Genomic DNA, 1,984 nt, shown 5'->3' on the forward strand with positions numbered 1-1,984 from the left:
GCCGCCGGGTCACCGGGAGAACGAGGTCCGATCCCGGCAAGCCGGGACGAGCAGGACGGCGCGGAGGCGCTGACGGTAGATGACCTGCTGTCGGGGCCGTTACAGGTTCAGCAAGGACAGCTGATGGGTGGCCGAGAGCCTGCTCCCAAGGAGAACGCGGTCCGCCGCAACGCGGTGGATCTGTCGCATCGGAAGGCGACGAGGAAGTTCCCGACCGGTTGAAGAAACTGTTCAAGCGGGACGGCTACTCGGTTGCCACCTGCCGCTGGTGGGACACCTGGGTGGAGTCCGACCAGATCGACTCGTGCAAGGCGACCGACTGGCAGCGGCTGCAGATGCTCGCCCCCTGGTGGAGGCGTACTGCCGCCGCCCCGGCCACAACGCGCTGGCCGAAATCCGGCAGAACGAGTCGCTGCTGGGCGCCACGGTCACCGACCGGATGCGCCCGCGGATGAACCGCAAGGATCAAGACAAGCAGGGCCCCGAGCGGCCGATTCGCTGCCCAAGAACGTCGCCGACATCAATCTGTGGCCGGAGCTTGGCGGGGCGTGATCAGGACTGAAGCTCGCGAACCTTGGTCCGTGCGTTTCGCAGCTTCTCGTAGGCCTTCCGGGCCTTCTCCGCTTCGGTCCTTCCGTTGTACCAAGAGAGCTGGAGCTTCGGCCACCACTCGCCGACCTTGTCAGGGTTTTTGAAGACGTACACGATCGCCGAGACCACTCCAGCGCTGCCCGCACCAGACAAGACCAGCTCCAGGGCAAGTGGCGAGTTCATAGATATGTGGCGCACCCTCAGCTGTGGCCCTCCGGCTGATCGATATGCCTTCTCAGCATCACCCGCATATCGCGGGTTCATCAATTGTTCCAGAGCCGCGAAATGGAGAGCGTGTCCAAGTTCGAGATTCTCGAAAACTCTTATCATCCACGCCGTCTTCACTACTTCACAGAAGCTTTCCACCGCTTCAATAAGCTCTATAACCTCGCGCAAAAGTGGAGGGTTTAACGAAGGAGATGGTTGTTGTCCGCCAACATTCCCGATGACCATTTCCAGTGCGCTCGCAGTGCGGGTGTCCTCGCGCGTCCCTACCTCGCCGCTCATAACTGCCAGATTCTAGCCCCCCGAGCTGCGGGCTTGATCCGTCTCTACCAAATTTCATAGTGGCCGGGAGGTGATGCCCTGTGCAGACGGGCAACCTCCCCGAGGGGGTCCCCCACCCCACCAGGTCCCTCGGTTACCAGATCCTGCGGTGGGGTGAGCGTTTTCTGGTGCAGCCGGACGGCGAGAACGCCGGCTCCCCCTGGCAGTTCACCCCCGAGCAGAAGCGCTTCATCCTGTGGCTGTACGCGATCGATGACAAGGGCAAGTGGCTGTATGACACCGCCTGCCTGCGCCGGTCCAAGGGCTGGGGCAAGACCCCGGTGTTGGCGGCTTTGGCCATCATCGAGTTCATCGGCCCTTGCCGGTTCTCCCACTTCGACTTTCGTGGCTTTCCGGTCGGTAAGGCCGTCGGTCTGCCGCTGATCCAGATCGCCGCCACCTCGATCGATCAGACGGCCAACACCCGGGACATGATCCGGGGGATGCTGGCGAACTCGCCGGCTGAGTTCGACTACGACATCGAGATCGGCAAGGAGCGGATTCAGTTCCGCTCCGGCCGGCCCGGTCGTATCGAGCCTGTCACCAGTTCCAGCCGAGGCCTGGAAGGCGCCCGGCCGTCGTTTGTGGTCTGCGATGAGACCCACCACTGGGTGCCGTCCAACGGCGGCATCTCGGTGTTTGAGGTGCTGGACCGGAACGTGCGTAAGACCGCCGGCGCGGGGTCGCGGGTGGTGGAGTCCACCAACGCCTTGAACCCCAACGAGGACTCGGTCGCGCAGCGCACCTTCGACGCCTACCGCAAGAAGCCCGACGGCAAGCTGCTGTACGACTGCGTGGAGGCCGACTCCGACGAGGTCGACCCCAACGACGGCGGCTGGGATGGCGG

General features: G+C 63.7%; 3 protein-coding genes and 1 pseudogene. 3 read left to right on the plus strand and 1 reads right to left on the minus strand.

Annotation, left to right across the window (positions count from 1 at the left end):
- Together Sru01_RS34975 and Sru01_RS36690 are read left to right on the plus strand one after the other, a co-directional pair.
- Nucleotides 1–222 (plus strand): hypothetical protein (locus Sru01_RS34975; RefSeq protein WP_203995192.1); only part of this gene is annotated, 222 nt, incomplete at its 5' end.
- Between the two features lie 82 nt (nt 223–304).
- The gene (locus Sru01_RS36690) at nt 305–562 is read left to right on the plus strand and encodes a phage terminase small subunit (protein WP_445009388.1); all 258 of its coding nucleotides are present in this window, start codon (nt 305–307) and stop codon (nt 560–562) included.
- Here the strand turns inward: Sru01_RS36690 and Sru01_RS34980 are convergent.
- A complete protein-coding gene (locus Sru01_RS34980; RefSeq protein WP_203995195.1) occupies nt 553–1,098 on the minus strand; it encodes a hypothetical protein in 546 nt (181 codons plus the stop codon). The genes Sru01_RS36690 and Sru01_RS34980 overlap by 10 nt on opposite strands.
- An 80-nt stretch (nt 1,099–1,178) precedes the next feature.
- Between Sru01_RS34980 and Sru01_RS34985 the strand changes: the two are divergent.
- Nucleotides 1,179–1,984: pseudogene (locus Sru01_RS34985) on the plus strand (hypothetical protein); the annotation flags it as partial.

It is taken from the genome of Sphaerisporangium rufum, from assembly GCF_016863395.1.
Classification (GTDB): Bacteria; Actinomycetota; Actinomycetes; order Streptosporangiales; family Streptosporangiaceae; genus Sphaerisporangium; species Sphaerisporangium rufum.